The sequence below is a fragment of the Bacillus solitudinis genome (assembly GCF_002797395.1).
Lineage (GTDB): Bacteria > Bacillota > Bacilli > Bacillales > Bacillaceae_D > Halalkalibacter_A > Halalkalibacter_A solitudinis.
In genome coordinates this window covers 370,918-390,010 of record NZ_KZ454943.1, presented here as the reverse complement: position 1 = coordinate 390,010, position 19,093 = coordinate 370,918, and the positions used below count along the sequence as shown (strand labels likewise).

The 19,093-nt window shown below is 39.2% G+C and carries 18 protein-coding genes; 16 read left to right on the top strand and 2 right to left on the bottom strand.

Features of this window, described 5'->3' with window-relative positions; translation table 11 throughout:
• Window positions 1–7: 7 nt before the first annotated feature.
• The 5 genes from CEF19_RS01960 to spoVM all read left to right on the top strand — a co-directional run bounded on the left by CEF19_RS01960 (window position 8) and on the right by spoVM (window position 4,740).
• On the top strand, window positions 8–757 hold the full coding sequence (locus tag CEF19_RS01960) for a Stp1/IreP family PP2C-type Ser/Thr phosphatase (RefSeq protein WP_100404524.1): 750 nt from the start codon (window positions 8–10) through the stop codon (window positions 755–757).
• Between the two features lie 5 nt (window positions 758–762).
• Window positions 763–2,763: a Stk1 family PASTA domain-containing Ser/Thr kinase gene (pknB, locus tag CEF19_RS01955; protein ID WP_100404523.1), complete on the top strand. Its 2,001-nt coding sequence runs from the start codon at window positions 763–765 to the stop codon at window positions 2,761–2,763.
• 63 nt (window positions 2,764–2,826) lie between these two features.
• Window positions 2,827–3,708 (top strand): ribosome small subunit-dependent GTPase A, encoded by an 882-nt coding sequence (gene rsgA / locus CEF19_RS01950; RefSeq protein WP_100404522.1) that lies wholly within the window; start codon window positions 2,827–2,829, stop codon window positions 3,706–3,708.
• A 3-nt stretch (window positions 3,709–3,711) separates the two neighbouring features.
• Window positions 3,712–4,356: a ribulose-phosphate 3-epimerase gene (gene rpe / locus CEF19_RS01945; protein ID WP_100404521.1), complete on the top strand. Its 645-nt coding sequence runs from the start codon at window positions 3,712–3,714 to the stop codon at window positions 4,354–4,356.
• Between the two features lie 303 nt (window positions 4,357–4,659).
• Window positions 4,660–4,740 (top strand): stage V sporulation protein SpoVM, encoded by an 81-nt coding sequence (gene spoVM, locus CEF19_RS01940; protein WP_017727263.1) that lies wholly within the window; start codon window positions 4,660–4,662, stop codon window positions 4,738–4,740.
• Between the two features lie 52 nt (window positions 4,741–4,792).
• Here spoVM and rpmB read toward each other — a convergent pair whose 3' ends face one another.
• Window positions 4,793–4,981: a 50S ribosomal protein L28 gene (gene rpmB, locus CEF19_RS01935; protein ID WP_100404520.1), complete on the bottom strand. Its 189-nt coding sequence runs from the start codon at window positions 4,979–4,981 to the stop codon at window positions 4,793–4,795.
• Between the two features lie 190 nt (window positions 4,982–5,171).
• Between rpmB and CEF19_RS01930 the strand changes: the two genes are divergently transcribed.
• The 10 genes from CEF19_RS01930 to rnc all read left to right on the top strand — a co-directional run bounded on the left by CEF19_RS01930 (window position 5,172) and on the right by rnc (window position 14,985).
• On the top strand, window positions 5,172–5,534 hold the full coding sequence (locus CEF19_RS01930) for an Asp23/Gls24 family envelope stress response protein (RefSeq protein WP_100404519.1): 363 nt from the start codon (window positions 5,172–5,174) through the stop codon (window positions 5,532–5,534).
• A gap of 36 nt (window positions 5,535–5,570) precedes the next feature.
• The gene (locus CEF19_RS01925) at window positions 5,571–7,244 is read left to right on the top strand and encodes a DAK2 domain-containing protein (RefSeq protein WP_100408168.1); all 1,674 of its coding nucleotides are present in this window, start codon (window positions 5,571–5,573) and stop codon (window positions 7,242–7,244) included.
• Window positions 7,245–7,269: 25 nt separating this feature from the next.
• Window positions 7,270–8,130 carry a DegV family protein gene (locus CEF19_RS01920; protein ID WP_100404518.1) on the top strand — a complete coding sequence of 287 codons (861 nt, stop codon included), beginning with the start codon at window positions 7,270–7,272 and terminating at the stop codon, window positions 8,128–8,130.
• Between the two features lie 66 nt (window positions 8,131–8,196).
• Complete coding sequence (gene recG, locus CEF19_RS01915) at window positions 8,197–10,245, top strand: ATP-dependent DNA helicase RecG (RefSeq protein WP_100404517.1); 2,049 nt, start codon at window positions 8,197–8,199, stop codon at window positions 10,243–10,245.
• A 217-nt stretch (window positions 10,246–10,462) separates the two neighbouring features.
• Window positions 10,463–11,035: a transcription factor FapR gene (fapR, locus tag CEF19_RS01910; RefSeq protein WP_100404516.1), complete on the top strand. Its 573-nt coding sequence runs from the start codon at window positions 10,463–10,465 to the stop codon at window positions 11,033–11,035.
• Window positions 11,032–12,027: a phosphate acyltransferase PlsX gene (gene plsX, locus CEF19_RS01905; protein ID WP_100404515.1), complete on the top strand. Its 996-nt coding sequence runs from the start codon at window positions 11,032–11,034 to the stop codon at window positions 12,025–12,027. Before fapR ends, plsX begins: the two co-directional genes overlap by 4 nt.
• A 21-nt stretch (window positions 12,028–12,048) precedes the next feature.
• Window positions 12,049–12,996, top strand: a complete 948-nt coding sequence (gene fabD / locus CEF19_RS01900; RefSeq protein ID WP_100404514.1) for an ACP S-malonyltransferase — start codon at window positions 12,049–12,051, stop codon at window positions 12,994–12,996.
• Window positions 12,996–13,739, top strand: a complete 744-nt coding sequence (gene fabG / locus CEF19_RS01895) for a 3-oxoacyl-[acyl-carrier-protein] reductase (protein WP_100404513.1) — start codon at window positions 12,996–12,998, stop codon at window positions 13,737–13,739. The genes fabD and fabG overlap by 1 nt, the downstream gene beginning before the upstream one ends.
• 94 nt (window positions 13,740–13,833) lie before the next feature.
• Window positions 13,834–14,067 (top strand): acyl carrier protein, encoded by a 234-nt coding sequence (acpP, locus tag CEF19_RS01890; protein ID WP_100404512.1) that lies wholly within the window; start codon window positions 13,834–13,836, stop codon window positions 14,065–14,067.
• 126 nt (window positions 14,068–14,193) lie between these two features.
• Window positions 14,194–14,985 (top strand): ribonuclease III, encoded by a 792-nt coding sequence (gene rnc, locus CEF19_RS01885; protein WP_100404511.1) that lies wholly within the window; start codon window positions 14,194–14,196, stop codon window positions 14,983–14,985.
• A gap of 143 nt (window positions 14,986–15,128) precedes the next feature.
• On the opposite strand, the gene CEF19_RS01880 is transcribed toward rnc, so the two are convergent.
• Window positions 15,129–15,350, bottom strand: coding sequence for a DUF1128 domain-containing protein (locus CEF19_RS01880; protein WP_100404510.1), 222 nt, complete (start codon window positions 15,348–15,350; stop codon window positions 15,129–15,131).
• Window positions 15,351–15,516: 166 nt separating this feature from the next.
• Between CEF19_RS01880 and smc the strand changes: the two genes are divergently transcribed.
• Window positions 15,517–19,083: a chromosome segregation protein SMC gene (gene smc, locus CEF19_RS01875; RefSeq protein WP_100404509.1), complete on the top strand. Its 3,567-nt coding sequence runs from the start codon at window positions 15,517–15,519 to the stop codon at window positions 19,081–19,083.
• Window positions 19,084–19,093 lie beyond the last annotated feature (10 nt).

The following is a 19,093-nucleotide window of genomic DNA, read 5'->3' as shown; positions in this document are numbered from 1 at the left end:
AATGTGAGTGGAAAAACATTTTTCGTTTAAAACAGATGTAGGGCTTGTCCGTTCGCATAATGAAGACAACGGTGGAGTCTTTACTAATAAATTTGGTCTATTAGCCGTTGTGGCAGATGGAATGGGTGGACACTTAGCTGGTGATGTAGCCAGTTCAATGACGGTCAAACATTTAAAAGAAGCATGGTATCAAGCTACAAGTCTTCAATCTGTCAAGGAAGCAGAGGAATGGATAGTTCAACAGTTTGAACATGTTAATCAATCTCTTTTTGAACATGCTTTAAGCAACCCTGAGTGTCAGGGGATGGGGACAACCATTGTAGGTGCCATTTGCACAGATGACTTTGTGACAATTGGACATGTTGGAGATAGTCGAGCTTATTTAGTAAATGAATATGGCTTTTCTTTAAAAACTGATGACCATTCACTTGTTCATGAACTCGTACGTACAGGTCAAATTTCTAAAGAAGAGGCTGAGCATCATCCACGTAAAAATGTACTTTTACGTGCCCTTGGAACAGAGAAACAAATTAAAATAGACGTCGTCTCCCTTCAGGCAGAGGAGCAACAAACACTTCTGCTTTGTTCTGATGGGTTATCAAATAAGCTAAACAATGAAGAAATGAATCACCTTCTTCTAGAAGAAGGTTCGCTTGAGGATAAAGCAGATTCCTTTATTAGGCTAGCCAACGAGCGCGGTGGAGAGGATAATATTACTGTCGCACTCATTCAATATCAAGACGAGAGTAAAAGGTGAAGCCTATGATTGGAGAAAGAATTAGTGGACGTTACCAAATTCTTGAGACTATCGGTGGCGGGGGAATGGCTAATGTGTATAAAGCACTTGATGTCATCTTGGACCGCCATGTTGCTGTTAAAGTGTTACAGCCACAGTTTTCTGATGACGAGCAATTTATTAAAAGATTTCGCCGTGAAGCGCAAGCGGCAACAAGTTTAGCGCATCCAAACGTTGTCAACATATACGATGTCGGAGAGGAAGGAAATACATACTATATTGTTATGGAGTATGTACAAGGACAGACATTAAAAGAACTGATTCAAAGCCAAGGTCCACTTCCTGTTCCGCAAACGTTAGATTATTTGCAACAAATGATGTCAGCACTTGCACACGCGCATGCTAATCAAATCGTTCATCGTGACATTAAACCTCATAATATTTTAATCTCAGAAGAAGGGGTTGCAAAAGTTACCGATTTTGGTATAGCTAGAGCGATGTCTTCTGCTACGATAACGCACACAAATTCAGTTATGGGTTCGGTGCACTATTTATCTCCTGAACAAGCTCGGGGAGGACATGTTACGTATAAGTCAGATATCTACTCATTGGGAATTGTTTTATTTGAAATGGTTACGGGTTCGTTACCTTTTTCAGGAGATACAGCTGTTTCAATAGCGATTAAACATTTACAAAATGAGATTCCTTCCGCTAAGGCAATGGTGCCAATGTTGCCTCAGAGCATTGAAAATATCATTCGACGAGCGACTGTTAAAGACCCATTGCGACGTTATGAAACCATTCAGGATATGGAAGAAGATGTTGAGACTGCACTAGAACCTGAAAGATTGCATGAGAAACCGTTTGCGATAATCGATGACAATGAAGAAGCGACCAAAGCAATTCCGATTATTAAACATATTCCTGAAAATAACGACATTGAAAAAACAATTGCAGCTCAGCCATCACAAAATCAAAGAGAAGAAAATTTTGATGAAAAAGGTAATTTTAAAAAACCAAAAAAGAAACGAAAGAAATGGTTGGTTATTCCGCTCCTTGTTTTCCTAATACTAGCTGTTTCAAGTGTTGTTGCTCTAACGGTTTTTCCGAATTTCTTTAAAGTTGCTGAAGTTGAAGTTCCTGATGTGCTAGAATTGTCCTTTGAAGAGGCACAAGCGCAAATGAGAGAACAGAGACTTGTCGTTGTACGACAAGATGTCAAAAGTGAAGAAGTACCTGCTGACCACGTGGTACGTCAATATCCACAATCAGGGTTAAAGGTAAAAGAAAATACAGAAGTGACTTTGTATGTTAGTACTGGACAAGAACAAGTTAAAGTAGATAATTACATTGGTTTACCGGTTGACCGGGCCGAGAGAATGTTAAAATCATTAGATTTCGCGGTTGAATTAATTGAACATGAAACGGAAGACCAAGCTCCAGGACTTGTATTATCACAAAATCCTAAAGAAGGAACGATGGTTATTGCAGATGAAACAACGATTTATTTAACATATAGTATTGAACCTCAAATTCGTCTCCGTAATTTAGAAGGGGAAGAAGAAGCAAGTGCAAAAAATTATTTGAATGAGGTTGGTTTAAGAGGTGAATTCCAAACAGAGAATCACGATTCTATAGCAAAAGGACGAGTCATTCGTCAATCTCCTGAAGCATTTACGATGTTAGAAAAAGGAGAAGACGTGAAAGTCATTATATCTGACGGTCCAAAAAATGAGCCGCCTGCTGAAGAGCCTCCACCAGAAGAGGAGCCTACAACACTTTTTCAAGTGAATCAGCCAGTTGAAGTAAAGCCTGAAGACCGGGAAGCAGGAAAAACTTATAATATCCTCATTGTTTATCGAGATGTAACAACCGATGGCGAGGAAAGTATATTTATTGAAGAAACTATCGATGAGTCTAAAGTTTACTCCATTCCACTTCACGTTAGCAAAAGCCAAAATGGTTCATTCGAAGTGTATGTAAATAATGAATTAGCTCATCAATCAAAAGAATACCAGTATGAATAGAAGGAAGGATCTTGGTTTAACCAAGATCCTTCTAGATGGAAGAGAAAATACAGGAGGTCATGCATGGCAACTGGACTAATTATAAAAGCTTTAAGTGGTTTTTATTATGTGCAAAATGAAAATGGAATTTTTCAATGTCGAGGACGAGGCAATTTTAGAAATAGAAACATTAAACCACTTGTTGGTGACGAAGTTGAGTTTGAAGCAGAAAATCGAACGGACGGTTATATTTTAGAGGTATTTGAACGGAAAAATGAACTCATTCGCCCGCCAATTTCCAATGTTGACCAAGCATTGCTTGTTTTTTCTGCTCAGGAACCTGATTTTAGTACGTTATTATTGGATAAGTTTCTTGTACATATTGAAGCAAACAACATTGTTCCGATAATTGTTATAAGTAAAACCGACCTATTAAATGAAAAGCAATTTGAAGAAATGCAACAGTACAAGCACGATTACGAAGGAATTGGCTATCATGTTTTGTTTACATCAACAGTAGATGAACATGGGATTGAGTTAGTTTTTCCTCATTTAAAGAAGAAAGTTTCTGTTATTGCTGGGCAGTCTGGTGTGGGGAAATCGTCTTTATTAAATACGTTAAAGCCTACTTTGGACATTGAAACTAATGCAATTTCTACACATTTAGGTCGAGGAAAGCATACAACAAGGCACGTCGAGCTCCTAGCAGTCGGTGAAGGGTTAATAGCAGACACCCCTGGTTTTAGTTCCTTAGAATTTCATGAAATGGGTGTGGAGGAGTTATCTTACTTTTTTCCAGAAATGGCTAAGCTTATTCCTACTTGTAAATTTCGGGGTTGTACTCATACTTCCGAACCAAAATGTGCGGTAAAGGATGCGCTTGGTACAGGTGAAATTCTCCCTTACCGTTATCAGCACTACTTGCAATTTTTAGAAGAAGTAAAAAATCAAAAGCGGAGGTATTAATTCATGATAAAAATAGCACCTTCAATTTTATCTGCTGATTTTTCTAACTTAGCAGCAGATATTCGTGAAGTAGAGCAAGGAGGGGCTGATTATATCCATGTAGATGTTATGGACGGTCATTTCGTTCCGAATATCACTATCGGCCCATTAGTTGTTTCTTCAATAAGACCAATTACAACCTTGCCCCTAGATGTCCATTTAATGATTGAACATCCTGAGAATTATGTAGTTGACTTCGCAAGAGCAGGGGCAGATATAATTTCTGTCCATGTTGAAGCATGCGTACATCTTCATAGAACGATTCATTTAATTAAGGAGCAAGGCGTGAAGGTAGGCGTTGTAATAAATCCTGCAACTCCTGTTCAGATGATTGAACCGATTATTGATGAGGTAGACCTTGTCTTATTGATGACTGTAAACCCAGGTTTTGGTGGTCAATCTTTTATCGAATCTGTTTTACCTAAAATCTCAGCAGTAGCCGAGATGGCTAGACAGCGAGGGCTATCGATTGATATTGAGGTCGATGGTGGTGTCAATCCGTCTACTGCAAAACGTTGTATCGAAGCCGGAGCGAATGTTTTAGTTGCTGGATCGGCAATTTATAAAGAGAAAAATAGAGCAAAAGCTATCTCAGATATTCGCGGCTAGTATGATAAAGTAAATCTCAAATGAATACGAACTTTCTTCTTCAACAGACATATATTAAAGGGAAATGCATATGTATAGTGGTAGAGAGACAAGGTTGCAACCAGGTTCTAAAAAAAAAAGGAATAGTTTGTCGCCTCTGAATATACTAGTAGAAATGAGCATTTGTTTTTATCCTTTTTATTATTCCGATTCTTGTTTCTGGAAAGAAAGGATGGAGACGACTTCGCTTAAACCAACTATGATGGTGAGCTAAGTTTCTTTATCATTATTCCCCGTGTCCATTCACGTTGAGGAGGAGGAGTTATGAAATTCTACACTATCAAGCTGCCAAAATTCCTAGGTGGGTTTGTGAGAGCAGTCTTAAACTCATTCAAAAAAGGCTAACGCAAAAAAGCACCGTATCTAACGGTGCTTTTTTGCAAAATTACAAATAAACTTATACGCGCTCAACTTTACCAGACTTAAGGGCGCGAGTAGATACGTATACACGCTTTGGTTTACCATCTACAAGGATACGTACCTTTTGTACGTTAACTCCCCATTTACGTTTTGATTTATTTAGCGCGTGCGAACGTTTGTTACCTGTGCGCGCTTGTTTTCCAGTAATGTGACATTTACGTGCCATGCCATGCACCTCCTTATTTCTTTACGGATGAATCTCGAACATACTTGAATATAGTAGCATAGCGCCCATTAGAATGCAATAGGTACGGTAAAAGATTATCAAGTATTATTGCTTGACAGTTTGTAACTTTTAAAATGGTATGGAGTATAGTAAAATAGTGATAACCTGTTTTGAAAGGGAGGAATTACGAATGTCAATCGAAATGAAAACACAACTTGGAACGGTCGATGTATCAAGAGAGGTTGTAGCGACCATTGCTGGTGGCGCAGCTGTCGATTGTTACGGGATCGTTGGTATGGCATCACAGAAACAAATTAAGGATGGAATAACAGATTTATTAGGAAAAGAGAATTTTCGCCGAGGCGTTGTCATTCGTGAAGAAAATGATGACATTCATATAGATATGTATATTATTGTGAGCTATGGCACTAAAATCTCAGAAGTTGCTTACAATGTCCAAACGAAAGTGAAATACCAATTAGAACAAATGTTAGGCTTAGAGGTTGATTCAGTGAACATTTTCGTTCAAGGAGTACGAGTCACAAACCCTTAATCCTTTTAGTTAGGAGGAACTTTCTTGGTAACAGTTATGAAACAAATTGAAGGTCAAAAGCTTGCTCAAATGTTTATTGAAGGGGCCGCTAATTTATCCACTCATGTGAAGATTGTTGATGCGCTTAATGTGTTTCCTGTTCCTGATGGGGATACGGGCACGAATATGAACTTATCGATTACCTCTGGGGTAAATGAAGTAAAGCAAAACATACACGATGAAGCAAGCAAGGTTGCCGCTTCCTTTGCAAAGGGATTGCTTATGGGGGCACGTGGCAATTCTGGTGTCATCCTTTCCCAGCTTTTTCGTGGCTTCTCAAAAGAAATTGAAATGAAGAAAAAAATCACAACCATTGATTTTGCACAAGCCCTTGATAAAGGTGTAGAAACGGCTTATAAGGCTGTTATGAAGCCTGTTGAAGGAACGATTTTAACTGTAGCAAAGGATACTGCAAAGCACGCGTTAAAAGCTGCAAAAAAACAAAGTGACTTTGTTACATTTATGGAAGATGTCTTAAAAGAAGCACGTCGTTCTTTAAAAAGGACCCCCGAACTTCTCCCAATTTTAAAAGAGGTTGGTGTGGTTGATTCTGGTGGACAAGGTCTCGTTTATATTTATGAAGGCTTTCTTGCGAATTTAAAAGGGGAAACGTTAACAGGATCGATACCCGAGCAACCGAATATGGAGGAGCTTGTTAAAATAGAGCATCACCATGTACAAAGTCAAATGTCTACAGAAGATATAGAGTTTGGTTATTGTACTGAGGTAATGGTTCGTTTTGAACAAGACAAGTTGGCAAAGAAATCATTTGAAGAGCGTTTATTTCGTGAGGAATTAAGCGAATGGGGAGATTCATTACTAGTTGTGTCTGATGATGATTTATTAAAAATACATATTCATGCAGAACAACCTGGAGAAGTTATTACAAAGGCACAACAATACGGCAACTTAATTAACGTTAAGATAGAGAATATGCGTGAACAACACACCCATTTATTGGAAGAAACGAAAGCGTTCTACGGAGAAAAAGATGAAAACGCTTCAAAGGAAAAGAGTGAGTATGGGATTGTCACAGTCTCGATGGGTGATGGAATTGAAAAGCTCTTTAAAGGCATGGGGGCAGGGGTCGTTATTCAAGGTGGACAAACAATGAATCCGAGTACCGAAGATATTGTTAAAGCCATTGAAGAAGTTCATGCAAAAAAAGTTTTCATTTTACCGAATAATGGGAATGTTATTATGGCAGCTGAACAGGCAGCCAAGGTCGTTGATGCCGAAGCGGTTGTTATCCCTTCAAAAACCGTACCACAAGGACTAGCAGCTTTATTAGCATTTAATCCCTCCCAAAGTATGAATGAGAATATTGATGCAATGGCAGAGACAATGGCCGGAGTAAAAACAGGACAAATTACGTTTGCTGTTCGGGATACGACCATTGATGGTATTGAGATTAAAAAAGATGATTATATGGGGATTGCCGAGAAAAAAATTATCAGCTCAGGAGCTGTGATGGTTGATGTTGCAAAAGATTTGTTGAAGTCGATGCTAGATGAAGATAGTGAAATTATAACCATACTTCAAGGTGAGGATGCAAGCGATGAGCAAACAGAAGAGTTGAGTGCATATCTTGAAGAGGAATTTGCGGATTTAGAAGTGGATAGCCACAAGGGAAATCAGCCGCTTTACTCTTATATTTTCTCAGTGGAATAATGAAACGAGTAAAGGAGAGGTGAAAATGGCAAACGTGAAGATTGTAACTGATAGTACTGCGGATATTCCAAAGGCACTTGCAGAACAATTAAATATTAAGGTGGTCCCATTAAAAGTTATTTTCTCGGAAGCTGAAACCTATGAAGATGGGGTTGATTTATCAGCATCCGAGTTTTACAAGAAGCTTTCGGCCTCTGAGACAATTCCAACAACATCCCAGCCAACACCTTTTCAATTTGAAGAAACGTACCGTAACTTAATGGAACAAGGTGATACAGAGATTATTTCGATTCATCTCTCTTCGCAGTTAAGCGGTACGTATCAAGCTGCTACAATAGCGAAGCAATCACTCGAGGGAGAAGTGAAGATCCACGTCGTTGATTCAAAAAGAGCCTCCTATGGAATTGGCCTTATTGTTATTGAACTTGCTCGGATGGCTGAGCAAGGTAAATCAATGGAAGAATGTCTTGCTAGGCTTGATGATCTACTTGTTAATACAAAAATATATTTTATGGTTGATACACTTGAATACCTTCAAAAGAATGGTCGTATAGGACGCGCCTCCGCACTACTTGGATCCCTTTTAAAAATAAAGCCTATTCTTTCTCTAAATGAAGAGGGAGTTGTTTTCCCATTTGAAAAAGTGCGTGGTCAGAAAAAAGCGTTAAACCGTATCATTGAAATTTTAAAAGAAGATTTTGGAGATGAACCTATACATATTGGCTCTTCTCATGCTATAAATGAAGCATTATCAAATGAATTGCTTGTAAGAATGAAGAACGAGTTTAATGTTAAATCGGAGGTTCTTACTGAAATTGGTTCGGTTATTGGAGCTCATGTGGGACCAGGAGCGATCGCGTTAATGGTAACAAAAGCAAAACCGTAAAATTGCCATATTCCTGCCGCTATAGTGGTGGGAATATTTTTGTCTTAGATGAGAGGAGGAGTGTTCATGAATGATGTTATGCGATTGCCTGTGACGGAGGTTAAAGGAGTCGGTGAAGAGACGGCAAAGCAACTTAAAAACTTAGGGATTCATGATGTTGGTGAATTAATTGAACATTTTCCTTTTCGCTATGAAGATTATAAATTAAAAGATTTACACGAGGTCAAACATGAAGAAAGAGTAACGGTTATCGGGGTTGTTCAAAGTGAACCTTCAGTCCGTTATTATGGAAAAAAGAAAAACCGTCTCTCTGTTCGTTTACTAGTTAACCAAATTCTTATTACTGTCACCTTTTTCAATAGAGCTTTTTTGAAAAGTCAACTCACTGTTGGAAGTGAAGTTACCATTACTGGGAAATGGGATCAACATCGAATGACAATTGCGGGTAGTGAGTTCCGAAAAGGTAAAGAAGAACGTGAGCAATCAATTGAACCAATCTACTCCGTTTCAGGTAAATTAACTTCAAAGTCTTTAAAGAAGTATATTTATCAGGCATTAAAGCAGTACAGTTCTTATATACCAGACCCTTTGCCTTCTGACATATTAGAGGAATATAAACTACCTGGCAAAAAGGAAGCCATTCATCGGCTTCATTATCCTCCGAATGCGGTTTCTGTTAAGCATGCTAGACGAAGAATGGTGTATGAGGAGTTCTTGTTTTTTCAGTTAAAGATGCAAGCGTTTAGAAGGTCGAATAGGGAGCAACAAGTTGGTCAAGCGTTGAATCTTTCTCAAGCAGATATTGATGCCTTTATTAATAGTCTATCCTTTTCACTAACGTCTGCTCAGCAAAGAGTAGTCAGTGAAATTCAAAATGATTTAAGAGCCGCTTATCGTATGAATCGACTGCTTCAAGGAGATGTAGGATCCGGAAAAACGATTGTGGCAGCTGTTAGCATGTATGCTGTTGCAAAAGCTGGCTATCAATCAGCTCTCATGGTCCCTACAGAGATTCTTGCTGAACAACATGTTGCTTCCCTAAAGCAAGTTTTTGAGCCGATTGGGATACGCGTGGAACTTCTTTCGGGTTCTGTAAAAGGAAAGAAAAGAAAGGAAAAACTTGAGGCGTTAGAAAACGGGGATATTCATGTTGTAGTAGGAACGCATGCGCTTATTCAAGAGGACGTAAATTTCTATAAATTAGGGTTCGTTATTACTGATGAACAGCATCGTTTTGGTGTTGAGCAACGTCGTATCCTCCGTGATAAAGGCGAACATGCCGATGTTCTGTTTATGACGGCGACACCTATTCCCCGAACTCTAGCAATCTCCGTCTTCGGTGACATGGATGTGTCAATCATTGATGAAATGCCTGCGGGACGAAAAGCTATTGAAACATATTGGGCAAAGCCAGATATGCTGGAACGAGTGCTTGCTTTTACAGAGAAAGAGCTTGTTGCAGGAAGACAAGCCTATGTCATATGTCCGTTAATTGAGGAATCAGAAAAACTTGATGTTCAAAACGCAATTGATGTTCATATGATTCTGCAACAGCATTTTAAAGGGCATTTTAAAGTGGGTTTGATGCATGGAAGGCTAACTTCGTCTGAAAAAGAAACGGTAATGGAAGAGTTTAGCCAAAACCATTCGCAAATACTCGTTTCAACAACTGTTGTGGAAGTTGGAGTTAATGTGCCAAATGCGACAGTAATGATTATCTATGATGCAGAACGTTTTGGACTCGCGCAATTGCATCAACTTCGAGGACGTGTAGGTCGAGGAGAAGATCAGTCTTACTGTATCTTGCTAGCTGATCCGAAGTCAGAGGTAGGAAAGGAACGAATGAGGATAATGACTGAAACAAATGATGGTTTTGTCTTATCGGAACGAGATTTAGAGCTACGGGGTCCAGGAGATTTTTTTGGAGCCAAACAGAGCGGGTTACCAAATTTTAAAATAGCAGATGTTGTCCATGATTACCGGGCTTTAGAAGTGGCGCGTCAAGACGCGGCCAAACTTATCTCCTCGAATGCATTTTGGTCAAGTCCAGTATACGATCACATGAGAAATTATTTAGAAACTCAAGGAGTTTTTAGTGGAGACAAGTTGGATTAACTATTGAAATCAATAAGATCCAATTATATACTACTCTTAGTACCTAGTCATAGAAAAAGGTATTCGTATTAAAAGTAACATGTTAAACACCTAGAGATAGATGGATTAAGATCGGCAGGAATGTGTTCTCGTATGACGAACTAGTAGTAAAGTATTTCTAACAAGGTCGTTCATTCATGTCTTTATGCCGGCGATTTTGAATGAAAGGGTGCATAAAATGAGACAACGAAAAAAAGAAAGACAGACTCAATTACAGGAAACGTTAAAAGACGACCCTTTCATGACAGATGAAGCTTTGGCAGAACGATTTTCAGTAAGCATTCAGACCATTAGACTCGATAGAATGGAACTCGCGATTCCTGAACTGCGGGAGCGTATAAAAGATGTAGCTAAGCAGCAATTAGATGATATAAAAGCTCTTTCTCATGATGAAGTGATTGGAGAAATTGTTGATCTACAACTGGATGAACGAGCAATTTCCATCTTGGATATAAAGACGGACCATGTATTTGCACGTTCCGGTATTGCTCGAGGGCATCATCTTTTTGCGCAAGCAAATTCTTTAGCTGTTGCAATTATTAACGATGAATTAGCGCTGACTGCCAAAGCAACAATACGATTTAAGCGTCAAGTTAAGGCGGGAGAACGAGTCATTGCCAAAGCGAGTGTGATAAGTCTTGAAAAAGAACGTACGATTGTAGAGGTAAAGAGCTTTGTAGAGCAAGAGCTCGTCTTTACAGGAGAATTTGTCATGTTCCGGACAAATCAAAAAGGAGCGGTGAAACGATGAAAATAGCTCTTGACGCGATGGGCGGAGATCATGCTCCGAAAGCTCAGGTTTTAGCTGCCCAAGAGGCGATACATACATTTGATGATTTAGAAATCATCCTTGTGGGTCATGAGGAGGAAATTAAGAAGTTCATTACTAATGACAAAGGTTTAACGATTTTACATACAACGGAAAAAATTGAAGATACAGATCAACCAACTACAGCTGTTCGACGTAAAAAAGATTCCTCTATGGTACTAGCAATGCGGGAGGTGAAGGAAGGTCGAGCGGATGCTGCGATATCGGCTGGGAATACAGGAGCTCTTATGACTGCAGGCTTGCTTTATGTAGGCAGGATTTCAGGAATTGACCGTCCTGCTCTATCTCCAATGCTACCGACGATGAACGGAAATGGGTTTCTCTTGCTAGATGTGGGGGCTAATATGGATGCAAAGCCTGAACAACTTCTTCAATATGCGATAATGGGCGAGACTTATATGGAAATGGTTATGAAAAGAAAACGGCCGCGTGTCGGTCTATTAAATGTTGGGACAGAGAGTGGGAAAGGGAATGAATTAACGAAACATGCTTTTCCACTTCTCGAATCAGCAAGTTTTAATTTTATCGGAAATGTCGAAGCTCGAGATTTATTAAACGGTGTGGCAGATGTTGTTGTCTGTGATGGGTTTGCTGGAAACATTGTTTTAAAATCAATTGAAGGAACTGCAGGCTCCTTGTTTTCCTTGCTTAAAAAAGAATTTACGAAGTCATTAAAAAATAAACTTGCGGCAGGGGTCTTAAAATCAGATTTACAAGGTTTAAAAAGTAAAATGAGTTATTCAGAATACGGTGGGGCTGGTCTATTTGGATTAAAGTCCCCTATTATTAAAGCTCATGGATCTTCGGACGACACTGCTGTTTTTCATGCCATTCGTCAAGCGAGAGAAATGGTCGAACAACAGGTTGTAACCATAATTAAAAGTGAAGTTTCCAGAAATAAAAAAGAACAATAATAATAAGAGGGGGATGTAAGAGTGGGGAAAATAGCATTTTTGTTTCCAGGTCAAGGATCTCAATTTGTTGGGATGGGTCAATCATTACTCGAAAATGAGTCTGTTTGTCAGGAGATTTTTAAAAGAGCAGATGAAAAATTAGGATATTCATTATCAACCATAATGGTAGAAGGTCCTGAGGAAACATTGAAACGAACTGAACATACGCAACCGGCACTGGTGACGATGAGTATAGCTGTATTACAGCTTTTAAGTGAACAAGGAATTCAACCAGACTTCGTAGCAGGGCATAGCTTAGGTGAATATAGTGCTTTAACCTGTGCTGGTGCGTTAAGCTTTGAAGATGCAGTCTACGCTGTAAGAAATCGTGGGTTGTTTATGGAGGAAGCAGTGCCTTACGGAGAAGGAGCAATGGCAGCAGTTCTAGGGATAGACAAGGAAGCACTGGAGGTTGTTTGTCAACAGATTAAAAATGATGGTGAAGTTGCTGAGCTTGCTAATTTGAATTGTCCTGGGCAAATTGTCATTTCTGGTTCCGCAGAGGGAGTTAGCGTTGCATCGGAAAAAGCGAAAGTGGCTGGCGCGAAACGAGTTATTCCTCTTCAAGTAAGTGGTCCATTTCATTCATCTTTAATGAAACCGGCAGCGGAAAAACTTGAAAAGGTCTTAACGGAGCTAAACATCCAAGATGCGAGAGTACCCGTTATTGCGAATGTGACCGCTGATAAAGTAGAGCAGAAGGAAGAGATCAAGGAACGATTAATAGAACAAGTGTATTCTCCTGTTCTTTGGGAAGATAGTATCCGGAAGCTACTAGATGAAGGTGTTGATACCTTTGTTGAAATTGGATCGGGCAATGTCCTAACAGGGCTTGTAAAAAAGGTGAATAGACGCGTTCATGCTTATGCAATTAATGATAGGGAAAGTTTAATGAAAATGGTTAAGCAATTGGAAGGAGTGATAGAATAATGTTACAAGGAAAAGTAGCGATCGTAACTGGCGCTTCACGTGGGATTGGTCGTTCTATAGCTTTGGAGTTAGCACGCCATGGAGCAAATATTGTTGTCAACTATGCGGGAAGCAAAGAGCGTGCAGAGCAAGTAGTGGTTGAAATAAAGCAATTAGGTAGTGATGCGATTGCAATCCAAGCGGATGTTGCAAGTAGCGACCAAGTTCAGACACTAGTAAAAGAAACGATGGATGCATTTAATCGTATTGATATCCTCATCAATAATGCTGGAATTACAAGAGATAATTTAATCATGCGTATGAAAGAAGAGGAATGGGATGATGTCATTAACACCAACTTAAAGGGCGTATTCAATTGTTCAAAAGCTGTCACTCGTCAAATGATGAAGCAGCGGTATGGGAGAATTATTAATATTGCTTCGGTTGTTGGTGTTTTGGGAAATGCGGGACAGGCTAATTATGTTGCAGCAAAAGCAGGTGTGATAGGATTAACTAAAACAATGGCTCGCGAGTTAGCAAACCGCAATATTCACGTTAATGCTGTTGCACCAGGGTTTATTGAAACAGATATGACAGATGAACTTAATGATGACATGAAGGTTCAACTTCTTGGTCAAATTCCACTTGCTACATTGGGGAAACCGGAGAATATCGCCACTGTTGTACGTTTTCTAGTGAGTTCTGATGCAGATTATATGACAGGACAAACTTTGCATGTTGATGGTGGGATGGTAATGCCATAAGGTAAAGTATGGTTAAAATTTGCTTGACAGATGTCATTCATGTCGGTAAAATTCTTCTAGCCAAACCCATTCTTTGAGAGGAGGTGAACGGAACATGTCAGATACACTTTCACGTGTAGCGAAAATCGTTGTAGATCGTCTTGGTGTTGAAGAAGCAGAGGTTAAGCCAGAAGCTTCATTTAAAGATGATCTTGGTGCGGATTCATTAGACGTTGTAGAACTTGTTATGGAGCTTGAGGATGAGTTTGATTTAGAAATCTCGGATGAAGATGCAGAAAAAATTGCAACTGTCACTGATGTTGTTGAGTACATAAACAGTCGTCAGTAATTGTTTCAAGTCCCATATGAATACATGTGGGACTTGTTTCTCAAGCAGCGTTAGAAGTGATAGGCAAATTAAGATAGTCTTAATCCTTAAGGCTTAAGGCTAATTTTCTTTCTGTGGGAGGTCACAATGCCGCAATCTTCTAAAAATCAACGAAAACCTAGAACTAATTATTACGACCGAAGACGTGGACAAAGACGTCTAATATTAACTGAAAATCAAAAGCAGCAATTCAGTGATTTGCTTACTCAAATTGGATTGACTTTTGAAAATCGGAAGCTTTTCATTCAAGCTTTTACTCATTCATCCTATGTGAATGAGCACCGTATTTACTCGTTTCAGGATAACGAGCGTTTGGAGTTTTTGGGAGATGCCGTTCTTGAGCTTGCAGTTTCACAATTTCTTTATAAGAAATTTGGGACAATGAGTGAGGGAGACATGACAAAACTACGCGCATCAATTGTTTGTGAGCCTTCTTTAGCTAAATTTGCTGAAGAATTAGATTTTGGGAAGCTTGTCTTACTTGGAAAAGGGGAAGAAATGACCGGGGGACGTTCAAGACCTGCATTACTTGCAGATGTTTTTGAATCGTTTATTGGTGCTCTTTACTTAGATCAAGGTTTAGAAGCGGTTTACCAATTTTTAGACCAAACCATGTATCCAAAAATAAATGATGGTGCTTTTTCTCATATGATGGATTTTAAAAGTCAGCTACAAGAATTTATTCAACGAGATAATTTAGGACAAATTCATTACGTTATTGTTCAAGAGAGAGGCCCTGCTCATAATCGGGAGTTCGTATCTGAAGTGAAATTAAACGAACTCGCGCTAGGTGTTGGGACAGGACGTTCAAAAAAAGAAGCAGAACAACATGCGGCACAGCAAGCGTTAAGTAAACTTAGTGAAGAGTCGCAACTATAAGGTATAGAAAAAACGTGCTCCTCATAAGAGAGCACGTTTTTTTAAAGATAAGTAGAAATGAATTTTTGGAACGCTTTAAAGAAGTGTGGTAAATAGGTGCATTGCTTATAAGAAAGGCTTTTACGTAGCTTTTCTAAAAATTATTACTTTCGCAAGCGTCCTAGTTCGGAAACGATCGCATCAAGTTCGCTTACGGAGAAATTTGGCTTCTTTTGAATCATTTCATAGATATCCCGAAGGTCTTCGTACTGATCTGTGTCGAAGCTTTTTGCGTTTAATGCACCTGCATTTACAATGTGAAGCTTATCTTTAATACCTTCAATCATAAATTCAATATTGTCACGGCTTTTTACGGATAAATCCATGTCGCCACCCTTTCTACTTGTTGTAATTTAATCCTATCATAGCATAAAGGGTTTGTCTCTTTTGAATCAATGATAGAATGAGGGACATCTTCCTTTGGCGGATTTATTTGCTTGATGTAGTATGGTAAAATAGGACAGTTGTTATAAAAGGATAGGGGGAAGGGATATGTTCCTCAAACGACTCGAAGTCGTAGGATTTAAATCCTTTGCAGAACAAATCAATATTGAATTTGTTCCAGGGGTGACTGCAGTAGTTGGTCCGAATGGAAGTGGAAAAAGTAACATTTCAGATAGTATTCGCTGGGTTTTAGGGGAACAATCGGCTAAATCACTACGCGGGTCAAAGATGGAGGATATTATTTTTGCTGGAAGTGATACAAGAAAGCCTCTTAACTTTGCTGAAGTTAGTTTGATTCTTGATAACGAGGACCAGCATATTGCGATCGATTATAGTGAAGTAAGTGTCACACGTCGTGTCTATCGTTCGGGTGATAGTGAATATTTTATTAATAAACAATCCTGTCGCTTAAAAGATATTGTCGATTTGTTTCTTGATTCAGGTATGGGGCGCGAAGCATATTCAATTATTGGACAAGGAAAAGTTGAGGAAATCTTAAGCAGTAAGGCCGAGGATCGTCGTATTATTTTCGAGGAAGCAGCAGGTGTTTTAAAATATAAGACTCGAAAAATTCAAGCCGAAAAAAGATTAAATGAAACACAGGAGAATTTATTTCGTGTGGAAGATATCCTTCATGAACTAGAGTCTCAGATAGAGCCATTAAAGGTTCAAGCATCAATTGCTAAAGATTTTTTAGAGAAGAAAGAACAATTAAAGCAAGTAGAGATTGCCCTCATGGTTCATGAGATAGAAGAAATCCACGGAAAATGGACAAATGAAAAAGAAAAATTAGCTGACTTACGAAGTCAATTCTCAGAACGTACAAATAAACTTGTGGAAATGGAAGAAAATTTACAACAATTGCGAAAGCGATCCTTTGAACTTACTGAGAATGTTAATCGAGCACAAGATGACCTTTTGTTAGCGAGTGAGAAATTAGAAAAGAATGAAGGTAAACGTGAGGTATTAAAAGAGCGAAAGAAACATGCAACACAAAATAAAGAACAGCTCACAAAAGCCATCAACGATCGAATGGAAAAACAAGTTGAATTTGTGCGTGAGCACAAGGAACAAGAAGATCGTCTTTCTGTAGCACGTAACAAATTAAATAAACTTCAACGTGTTATCAAGGAACAAGAACAGCTTCTTAACACCTCTGAGGCGGATGTAGAGCAAGAGCTAGAACGCTTAAAATCAGACTATATCGAAGTGTTAAATGAGCAAGCTTCGATTCGAAATGAACGTAGATATTTAGAAGAACAACAGCGTCAACACGAAATGAAGCAGGAACGTCTCCTATCTGAAAATGAAGGTTTACTTTCTAGTCGAAAGGAAATGCAAGATAGCCAAGCGTCTGCACTTAAGGAATTGAAAGAAAAGGAAGCGATATTGAATTCAGCTGGGGAGCGTTATCGAGATCTTCAACGAACGCTTGAACAACAACGAGCAAGTTATCAGAAAAAAGAATCTCAGCTTTATGAAGCGTACCAACTTATTCAAAAGCTTCAATCACGAGCTGAAGTTCTTGAAGAAATGCAAGCCGATTTTTCAGGCTTCTTTCATGGGGTTAAAGAAGTTCTAAAGGCTAGAAGAAATCAGCTGCAAGGAATTATAGGTGCGGTCGCGGAGTTAATTCAGGTGCCTAAAGAATATGAGACAGCTCTAGAAGTAGCTCTGGGAGGAGCATCGCAACATATCGTTGTTGAAAAGGAAGCAGATGCAAGGCAGGCAATTCAGTTTCTAAAGAAGAATAGAATGGGAAGAGCAACATTTTTACCTCTACCTGTGATGAAACCTCGTTCAATACCTGATATGCAACGTCAGGCCATTGAGCAGCATCATGCGTACGTGGGAATTGCCTCAACACTTTTAAAGTATGACGATCGCTATCAGCCTGTATTATCTTATTTGCTTGGACATGTTATTATCGCGAATGATTTACAGGGAGCAAATGAATTGGCAAGGATTGTCCAGCACCGCTTTCGGATCGTCACGTTGGAAGGGGATGTTGTGAATCCTGGCGGCTCTATGACAGGAGGCAGTGTAAAACAGTCTCAAGCCCCTTTGCTTGGTAGAAAGCGTGAATTGGAAGAGCTAACGAATAAACTTCAAAAAATGAATGAATCCGCAAGTCAACTTGAACAAAGTGTCAAAAAATTGAAAGAAGAAGTTCGTGTATCTGAGCTACAGTTAGAAGAGTCAAGGAATGTTGGAGAGAATGCTAGAAGTGATTTTCAAGATACTAAAACTAAACTTCGTGAACTCGAATTAGCAGCGAAAAATATAGAAGAGCGCTTTGTACGATTCGATAGAGAGCAAAAGAGCTTTTCTGGTGAATTCGAGCAAAACACCTCACGCCTCCAACAATTAGAGGGAAATCACAAAATTGCTCTGAAGCAAATTTCAAAGTTAGAAAAAGAAGTTAAGCTCTTAGAGGAAAAGCAAAAGCAACAACGAACCTCAAAAGAAACAAACCAACAGCAATTGACGTCCGATAGGATTGAACTTGCAACAGCCCAAGAGCGCTATCATTCACTACGTGAGCAAGCGAGCAGTCTTAATTCAAGAAAAGAACAAAATGAAAGTGAGCTTGATGAACTTAAGGAGCAACTGACGTTGCTCGTATCTGAGCTCTCTGATGGGTCAAATGGTGAACTTTCTTTGGCCGACCGCATTGAACTATACCGTGAAAAGAAGAGAGAGCTAACAGAAGCCCTTCAGTTTGCACGAAGAGAACGTGAACAATTAGATGAAGCTTATTTAGAGCTAGAAAAAACGCTGAAGGTTCAACAAGGTGAAGCTAGTCTTATGGCCGATGAATGTCGACAAATTGAGGTTAGAGTGAATCGGCTTGATGTTGAATTAGACAACCGTCTCACCCATCTTCGTGAGGAATATCAACTTACTTTTGAAGCGGCGAAGAATGAATTTATCTTAATGTTAGATCCCGATGAAGCTAGAACAAAAGTGAAATTAATTAAGCTCGCTATTGGAGAACTTGGTCATGTGAATCTTGGAGCAATCGAAGAATACGAGAGAGTTCGTGAGCGTTTTGAATTTCTTAATGGGCAACAGCAAGATTTACTTTTAGCAAAAGCGACTCTACATGAAGTGATTGCAGAAATGGATGAAGAAATGACGAAACGATTCCATGAAACGTATCGTCAAATACGACAGCATTTCCAAGTTGTGTTTCGTGAGTTGTTTGGAGGAGGAGAGGCTGATTTAGTATTAACAAATCCTGATGACCTTCTTCATACCGGAGTTGAAATCGTGGCAAGACCTTTAGGGAAGAAGCTGCAAAACCTTGCTCTTTTATCTGGTGGAGAGCGGGCGTTAACAGCCATTGCTTTACTTTTTGCTATTTTAAAAGTTCGACCAGTCCCATTTTGTGTATTGGATGAGGTGGAAGCTGCACTTGATGAGGCCAATGTTAGTCGGTTTGCTCACTTCCTAAAGGATTTTAGTGAGGCTACACAATTTATTGTCATCACACATCGAAAAGGGACGATGGAGGAAGCTGATGTATTGTACGGAATAACGATGCAAGAATCTGGAGTTTCTCGACTTGTCTCGGTAAGACTTGAAGAAACAAGAGAATTAATCGAAACATAGGAGTGAGAAT

Coding starts and splice junctions, on each gene's coding strand:
- pknB (WP_100404523.1), top strand. CDS start 763: ATGATTGGAGAAAGAATTAGTGGACGTTACCAAATTCTTGAGACTATC.
- rsgA (WP_100404522.1), top strand. CDS start 2,827: ATGGCAACTGGACTAATTATAAAAGCTTTAAGTGGTTTTTATTATGTG.
- rpe (WP_100404521.1), top strand. CDS start 3,712: ATGATAAAAATAGCACCTTCAATTTTATCTGCTGATTTTTCTAACTTA.
- spoVM (WP_017727263.1), top strand. CDS start 4,660: ATGAAATTCTACACTATCAAGCTGCCAAAATTCCTAGGTGGGTTTGTG.
- rpmB (WP_100404520.1), bottom strand. CDS start 4,981: ATGGCACGTAAATGTCACATTACTGGAAAACAAGCGCGCACAGGTAAC.
- CEF19_RS01930 (WP_100404519.1), top strand. CDS start 5,172: ATGTCAATCGAAATGAAAACACAACTTGGAACGGTCGATGTATCAAGA.
- CEF19_RS01925 (WP_100408168.1), top strand. CDS start 5,571: ATGAAACAAATTGAAGGTCAAAAGCTTGCTCAAATGTTTATTGAAGGG.
- CEF19_RS01920 (WP_100404518.1), top strand. CDS start 7,270: ATGGCAAACGTGAAGATTGTAACTGATAGTACTGCGGATATTCCAAAG.
- recG (WP_100404517.1), top strand. CDS start 8,197: ATGAATGATGTTATGCGATTGCCTGTGACGGAGGTTAAAGGAGTCGGT.
- fapR (WP_100404516.1), top strand. CDS start 10,463: ATGAGACAACGAAAAAAAGAAAGACAGACTCAATTACAGGAAACGTTA.
- plsX (WP_100404515.1), top strand. CDS start 11,032: ATGAAAATAGCTCTTGACGCGATGGGCGGAGATCATGCTCCGAAAGCT.
- fabG (WP_100404513.1), top strand. CDS start 12,996: ATGTTACAAGGAAAAGTAGCGATCGTAACTGGCGCTTCACGTGGGATT.
- acpP (WP_100404512.1), top strand. CDS start 13,834: ATGTCAGATACACTTTCACGTGTAGCGAAAATCGTTGTAGATCGTCTT.
- rnc (WP_100404511.1), top strand. CDS start 14,194: ATGCCGCAATCTTCTAAAAATCAACGAAAACCTAGAACTAATTATTAC.
- CEF19_RS01880 (WP_100404510.1), bottom strand. CDS start 15,350: ATGGATTTATCCGTAAAAAGCCGTGACAATATTGAATTTATGATTGAA.
- smc (WP_100404509.1), top strand. CDS start 15,517: ATGTTCCTCAAACGACTCGAAGTCGTAGGATTTAAATCCTTTGCAGAA.